At 45.2% G+C, this 6,976-nt stretch carries 6 protein-coding genes and 1 pseudogene; 2 read left to right on the forward strand and 5 right to left on the reverse strand.

The features are described from left to right. The 4 genes from leuS to ybeY form a co-directional block, all read right to left on the reverse strand. Nucleotides 1-1,005: leucine--tRNA ligase (leuS, locus tag A3735_RS12545; RefSeq protein WP_068638128.1), on the reverse strand; the 1,005-nt coding region annotated here is incomplete at its 3' end. 156 nt (nucleotides 1,006-1,161) lie between these two features. Continuing rightward, nucleotides 1,162-2,706 carry an apolipoprotein N-acyltransferase gene (gene lnt, locus A3735_RS12550; RefSeq protein ID WP_068506687.1) on the reverse strand — a complete coding sequence of 515 codons (1,545 nt, stop codon included), beginning with the start codon at nucleotides 2,704-2,706 and terminating at the stop codon, nucleotides 1,162-1,164. Nucleotides 2,707-2,791: 85 nt separating this feature from the next. Beyond that, nucleotides 2,792-3,673, reverse strand: coding sequence for an HlyC/CorC family transporter (locus A3735_RS12555; RefSeq protein WP_068638130.1), 882 nt, complete (start codon nucleotides 3,671-3,673; stop codon nucleotides 2,792-2,794). Between the two features lie 19 nt (nucleotides 3,674-3,692). Beyond that, nucleotides 3,693-4,211 carry an rRNA maturation RNase YbeY gene (ybeY, locus tag A3735_RS12560; protein ID WP_068506684.1) on the reverse strand — a complete coding sequence of 173 codons (519 nt, stop codon included), beginning with the start codon at nucleotides 4,209-4,211 and terminating at the stop codon, nucleotides 3,693-3,695. Nucleotides 4,212-4,455: 244 nt separating this feature from the next. Between ybeY and A3735_RS12565 the strand changes: the two genes are divergently transcribed. Together A3735_RS12565 and A3735_RS12570 are read left to right on the forward strand one after the other, a co-directional pair. Then, complete coding sequence (locus A3735_RS12565) at nucleotides 4,456-4,734, forward strand: hypothetical protein (RefSeq protein ID WP_068553444.1); 279 nt, start codon at nucleotides 4,456-4,458, stop codon at nucleotides 4,732-4,734. A 15-nt stretch (nucleotides 4,735-4,749) separates the two neighbouring features. Beyond that, nucleotides 4,750-6,630 carry a TonB-dependent receptor gene (locus A3735_RS12570; protein ID WP_068638133.1) on the forward strand — a complete coding sequence of 627 codons (1,881 nt, stop codon included), beginning with the start codon at nucleotides 4,750-4,752 and terminating at the stop codon, nucleotides 6,628-6,630. Between the two features lie 91 nt (nucleotides 6,631-6,721). On the opposite strand, the pseudogene A3735_RS30945 reads toward A3735_RS12570, so the two are convergent. Beyond that, a pseudogene (locus A3735_RS30945) lies at nucleotides 6,722-6,976 on the reverse strand (prephenate dehydratase); the annotation flags it as partial.

Below are 6,976 nucleotides of genomic sequence, written 5' to 3' on the forward strand. Positions count from 1 at the left end.
AACCGCACCTGAACCGTAATCCATCAAGACAAAATTAGCCGTCCAAACAGGTACTTCTTCGCCCGTAATTGGGTGGATAGCAGTAAAGCCGGTTGGAATACCTTTTTTCTCCATCGTCGCCATATCTGCTTCAGCGACTTTGTTGTTCTTACACTCTTCAACAAAGGCTTTCACCTCAGCATTATTCCCTGCCGCTTCAAGAGCAAGAGGGTGCTGGGAAGCAACTGCAACGTAGGTCACACCCATTAAAGTATCTGGGCGAGTGGTATAAACGCTTAGCTTGTCATCTCGACCTGCTAGGTCGAATGAGAATTCCAAACCTTCAGAGCGGCCGATCCAGTTGCGCTGCATGGTTTTGACCTGCTCAGGCCACTCATCTAACTGATCGAGATCTGCCAACAGCTCTTCAGCATAATCAGTAATCTTGATAAACCATTGTGGAATTTCTTTACGCTCGACCAAAGCACCAGAGCGCCAGCCGCGGCCATCAACAACCTGTTCGTTTGCCAAAACAGTTTGGTCGACAGGGTCCCAGTTGACGGTTGCGTTCTTCTTGTAAACCAAACCTTTCTCGTAAAGCTTGGTGAAGAACCACTGTTCCCACTTGTAGTACTCAGGCTGACAGGTCGCCAGTTCGCGACTCCAGTCGTAGCCAAAGCCCAGTGCGTTCAACTGAGTCTTCATGTATTCGATATTTTCGTAGGTCCACTTGGCAGGTGCTACCTTGTTATTGATCGCAGCATTCTCTGCAGGAAGACCAAAAGCATCCCAACCCATTGGTTGCATTACGTTTTTGCCTTGCATGCGCTGATAGCGAGAAACAACATCGCCAATGGTGTAGTTACGCACGTGGCCCATATGTAGTTTTCCGCTCGGATAAGGGAACATGGACAGGCAGTAGTATTTCTCTTTTGTTTCGTCTTCAGTGACAGCAAAGCTGTTGTTGTCTTGCCAAAATTTACGGGCTTTTTCTTCTATTTGCTGCGGTTGATAATGTTCTTGCATGAGAGTCTTCAATGTCGCGTGTTTTTATAAAGAGTGAAAAATAAGGTACTTTTTAGAAGCTTGGCGCTTAAAGATGGATAAAGCATCAAGCCGACTAAAACCAGCCGGCTATTCTAGCCTAGATTACGGTGCTTTTCACGCTTCTGTTGATGCTTTTCAGCGCCTGACTCTTAGTACTAAAACGAGCAGAGCACAAAACCAAAATAGGGGAGTGGAACCAGTGTGTGAAAAAGGTGTGCGTCCTTCCAGTAAACGAATTTTAGAAAACAAAATCGTTTGTACAAATTGCTCACTTTGGGCTGTAATCTTTCCGCGCTCGTCGATGATCGCACTAACCCCATTATTGGTGCCGCGCACCATGTAGCGGGCATTTTCAGCAGCACGCATCTGCGCCATTTCCAAATGTTGAAGCGGGCCTATCGAGGTGCCAAACCAACTGTCGTTACTGATGGTGATCAGGTAATCTGCGTCGGCCGACTGCTTGGCAACAAAATCAGGGTAGACCACTTCATAGCAAATAAATGGCGCCACTTGATAGTCGAAGGACTTTAGCAAGGCTTGGTCTTCTGCACCGGTTCGAAAGTCAGACATGGGTAGGTTGAAGAAGTCGATCAGGCCACGCAATAAATCTTCCAGCGGAACATATTCCCCAAAGGGAACCAATTTCTGTTTATGGTAGATACTTTCGCCTTCTGCTTCACGCGCACCAAGACTAACAATACTGTTGTGGTAAACCTGGCGACCGCTCTCTCTATCGATGTGTCGAAAGGGGATGCCGCTGAAAATATTACTATTATTCGCTTTCGCCAGTTCAGACATTACATTCAAAAATGGAAGGGCCTGGTCATATAACCTGGGCACCGCCGTTTCTGGCCAAACAATCACATCACTCTGCCAGGCCTGCTCGCTCATGGTCTCGAGTAGTTTTAAGGTTTTTGGAATTTGTGAACGTCGCCATTTAAGTTCTTGGGGAATATTAGTCTGAATCAGCGCGACGCTGAGCTCATCTTTAGAATCTTCAGTATTGCTAACTTTACTTTGGCTCCAGTTAATGGTGCTTAATGCAGGCCCGCTAATCCAGAAGATCAGTGCAAAAGCGAGTAAACCGAACTTGTGCTGCTTAGTATCAGAAGCTAACAACAAGGCTAAAGCGGTGCCGCTTAGTGCAACAATGAAGGTAAGCCCGTGTACACCAATCACCGGGATCCAACCGCTTAAAGGTGACTCAAGATGCGAATAGCCCAAAAATAGCCAGGGGAAACCCGTTAGGAATACAGTCCGAAAACCATCACCCAAGACCCATATCGCGGTAAATAAAAAGCTGTTTATTAATGTGTTGTCACCGCGTAGTTTGAAGTAGAGCCAGAAGTTCAAAGCGCTAAACAGGGCCAAGCCAGCAACAAAAATGACAGTTAAGCCACCTGCAAGCACTGGTGGCGCATTGCCATAGGTGTTAATACTAACGTAAACCCACGAAGCGCCTGAACCAAAAAGCCCTAAGCCAAATATCCAACCATACAAAAAACCTTTCTCGGCTTTGCCTGAAGGTTTTAAGGCTTGCGTGCAAAGTAGTATCAATGCAATCGAAATAGGGCCTAGTAGCCATAAGCCATATGGGGCAAGTGTGAAGGTTTGCAGTGCACCGGCTACTAACAGGCAAATGAAAATTAAGGGCTTGGGCAGAGACGGGAATAGGTTCATGGAGTGTCAAATTTCAATGGGGTCAGACTCGATTGAAAATATTGCGGTTTCAATCGAGTCTGACCCCATTGAAACCGCTGGAATATCAATTCTTCTCTATCTTCACCAAGCGAATGCTTCGGTTATCAGCATTAAGTACTGTTACTTTAAAGCCATACATAAGAGTTGTATCACCGCGGCGGGGCAGGCGTTCGAACTTCTTCAGAATCAGGCCTCCAATGGTGTCGAATTCCTTATCTGGCAGTTCCGTTGAAAAGTACTCATTAAATTCATCAATAGGGGTGATGGCCTTTACGTTATACTCGCCATCAGTAAGAGGCTTAATTAACGCTTCGTCATCGATGTCGTGCTCATCTTCGATCTCGCCCACGATCTGCTCAAGAATATCTTCAATCGTTACAAGCCCGGCAATACCGCCATACTCATCGGCAACAATTGCCATATGATTACGGTTTTGCTTAAACTCCTTAAGAAGCTGATTTAATCGCTTGCTCTCAGGTACAACCGTCGCTGGCCGTAAAGCCTCAGAAATCTTGTTTTTGCTAAGTTGTCCTTTTATCGCTAGGGGCAGTAAATCTTTAGCAAGCAAAATACCGATAATATCGTCAGTTGACTCGCCAATAACCGGAAAACGTGAGTGAGNAGACTCGATAATGCTATGCATATACTCTTCAGGCTCAAGCGTCGCGCGTACGGTAATCATCTGGGAGCGGGGAATCATCACTTCGCGAACTTGCATGTCGGTGACTTGCATCGCGCCTTCGATAATACTGAGCGAGTCAGCATCGAGAACGTTTCGGTCTTCTGCGGTACGGAGAATATCCATAATATCGCGCAGCGACGCAGGCTCATCTGAAAAAGCCTGGGTGAGTTTTTCAAACCAGCCTTTTGAACTATTTTTATGTTCTTGCTTGGCTTTACTATGGCCTGACTGGCTACTCGGAGGTTTTGAGTTATCTTCGTTCATAAACGTTTTCTAGCGAATCCTATGCTGTATCGTGGTTTGCAATAGTATCATCTTCGACGATCTCAGTGTAAGGGTCTGGAAAGCCAAGTTCAGCCAGAATTTTCACCTCAAGCGCCTCCATCATATCTGCTTCATCGTCCTCGATATGGTCGTAGCCCTGCAGGTGCAAAGTGCCATGAACCACCATATGAGCCCAGTGAGCTATTTCTTGCTTCGACTGTTCCGCTGCTTCCTTTGCTACCACAGGGGCACAGATTACCAAATCGCCCAAAAGGTTAAGCTCAATCTCGGCTGGCGCTTCGAAAGGAAAAGACAAAACATTAGTGGGTTTATCTTTGCCGCGATACTGGCTATTCAATGATTGGCTTTCTTCCTTGTCGACAATACGAACGGTAAGCTCATATTCTTGTTCGTGCTTTTTCCTATCATGAAGTGAGGCTTTAAGAGCGGCATCAACCCATAAACTCAGTTGGGAAAGCGTTGGGATATGAGGGTGTTCAGAAGCTTCCTGAAGGTCGATCGCGGCGATAGCAGTCATAAATCCGTTTTTCGCAGAAAATAGAAAATAATATTGGGGAAACGAAGTGCTACGTTAACACAGAATTTCCATCAGTGGGACAAAAATAGTAGTGAGTATTCTAGAGCGCTTTGAGGCTGGTATTTTTACGGATCTATCCTATAGTCAAAAGACTATAAATAGTATAAAAAAGCGAGCTACGAAATAATGATATCTACTGGATGTCCAGTACGTAGTCGCGAAAAAATCTAAGAGAATAGTTTAAATGTCTCGCAAGCCGATTTTTACCTCATCTTCCATTCTACTTTGCTCTATATTGTCAGCGACGGCTTGGGCCGATGGACACTCGCCGACAGAAGCAAAGCAGCCATTAAAACTAAAGGATGTGACGGTAACGGGGACCAAAGAAGGCGAGGTGAAGCTCCAAGAAGTACCGGCAGCAATTTCGGCCTACACCGAAGAAGATATGAGCGATGCTGGTATTGGAAATATCAAAGACCTGCGTATGCAAACGCCGGGGTTGAACCTTACACATAATGGCTAGTCTGCACGGCTCTACATGCGTGGTATTGGTAGTAACCTGGACTTTATTGGTTCAGACCCAAGTGTCACCGTTCACGTCGATGGTGTTTACCAATCTAGAACAACCTCAATTCTTGAAGACTTTCTCGACGTTGAACGAGTCGAAATACTGCGTGGGCCACAAGGTACTTTGTATGGTCGAAACTCTACCGGCGGTACGATTAACCTGATCACTAAAAAACCAGAAGCGGAGTCTAGCGGTAAGCTATTCGCAGAAGTTGGCTCGTATAGTTTTCGCAGCGTAGGCGGCATGATAAACGGCACAATTTCTGAGGATAAGGTTCTAGGCCGTTTAGCTGTTGTTAAGACCGATCACGATCCTTACGTCAAGAATACTGCTGCAACAGGTGTTGATGGTTTATTGGATGACGACTCTTTAGCGACTCGCGGGGCATTGCGCTTTTTGCTCGATGACAAAAGCGAGTTAGTGTTAAGGGCAGATTATTCAGATATTGATAGGAATCCAGCGGCTTATAAGACGACGCTTGTGAACTCGGATGGTGCAGCAGGTACATTAGCAGCAGGAGCAATAGTTCCTAGTGATCCATGGTCGGTTAATGTCAATGATGTTGACCCCTATACAGAAAGCAAAAACTATGGCGCCTCAATCGAGTATACGCGAAAAATATCTCCTGAATTAACCTTGGTTTCTCTGACAGGGTATAGAGACCTAGATCTCAAGTTAAAGGAAGATACAGATGGTAGCGATGTGGTGTATCTGGTGACAGAGTATGAAGAGCAGCAGAATATGCTCTCGGAAGAACTGCGTCTTCAATATCAAGGTGACAGGCTAAAATGGGTGGCAGGTGCATATTATTTGCAAGAAGAGCATGAATCTGACACTGCCATTAACTCTACAATTGTTGTCGTAGACTCCAAAAACGAAACACAGGCGTATGCGCTCTTTGGGCAAGGAACCTACTCAATAACGGATCGGCTGAATACAACTCTGGGTTTGCGTTACAGCAGTGAAGAAAAAGAATTTGACAATGTGTATGATCACGCAGATCCTACATTAGATTTTTCTGCGTCGCCCTCTAATTCTTGGGACTCATGGAGCCCATCGTTCTCGCTTGATTATACATATGATTCTGGAACGATGGTGTATAGCAGTGTCAAACGCGGTTTCAAAAGCGGCGGTTACAACATGACGGATGCTTCGCCAGAGTATTCTCCCGAGAAGGTTTGGTCCTACGAAATAGGTAGTAAGTTCCAGCTATTAGATAAAAAACTACATTCAAACATAGCTTTATTTTATAGCGACTATCAGGACTTGCAGGTATCAGAGTTTACAAGTCCAGGTGTATTGAATGTTTCTAATGCTGCAGAAGCGAATATTTTTGGACTTGAGATTGAAAATAAGTGGATGCCAACCTATAACCTGGCGATAGAAATGAATTATGCGTTTTTGAATGCAGAATATGATAATTATATCATTCCGCCAGTTGTAAACGCTGATAGCTCGATTGCTCAGCCTGAACAGGATGCTTCTGGGGATGATATGGTTGCATCTCCAGCTCATAAAGTTAGTTTGGCTGGCCAGTACTTTCATGACTTGCCAAGTGGTACGTTAAGTTACCGCTTGGAGTATGCGTGGCAGGATGAGCAGTACTTTACTGCGCCGAACCATGAAACCTCTTATCAGGGGGCTTATGCTTTAGTGAATGCGAGGTTCGGTTATGAGAGTGCAGATGAAATGTGGGAAGCAGAAGTTTACGTTGAAAACCTAACGAATAAAGCGTATTCAACTTCCACTCGAGAGTTTCCTGGTAGCCCTTTAAGCCTGGATAGTGTCGGTGTAACCAAAGACATCAACCCACCAAGAACCTTTGGTTTGCGTTTAGTTCGCAACTTCTAAACGTAATGAAATCAAAAAAAGCCTCATATGAGGCTTTTTGTATGTATGGGAATAATCCGAAGTAGACAAGGCGGGGCCGCCTACAAAAATCTCACACAAACTCATGCTTCCGACGATACTTATGCGCCGGATACGAACCCAATATCCGTACCTCCTTCGCGAAAAAGTTCAATTCTTCCAAAGCATTCTGAAGCGCTTGCTGACGATAATGTCCATCGACATCAATATGAAAATGACTCGCTTCCATGGTTCCACCATCCATATAGCTCTCAAGCTTGATCATATTGACACCGTTGGTGGCAAAACCACCGAGAGCCTTATACAAAGCCGCCGGTATATTTCTGAC

The sequence above is a fragment of the Oleiphilus sp. HI0061 genome, from assembly GCF_001635675.1.

Coding starts and splice junctions, on each gene's coding strand:
- ybeY (WP_068506684.1), bottom strand. CDS start 4,211: ATGACTGCTATCGCCGCGATCGACCTTCAGGAAGCTTCTGAACACCCT.
- A3735_RS12565 (WP_068553444.1), top strand. CDS start 4,456: ATGTCTCGCAAGCCGATTTTTACCTCATCTTCCATTCTACTTTGCTCT.
- A3735_RS12570 (WP_068638133.1), top strand. CDS start 4,750: ATGCGTGGTATTGGTAGTAACCTGGACTTTATTGGTTCAGACCCAAGT.
- lnt (WP_068506687.1), bottom strand. CDS start 2,706: ATGAACCTATTCCCGTCTCTGCCCAAGCCCTTAATTTTCATTTGCCTG.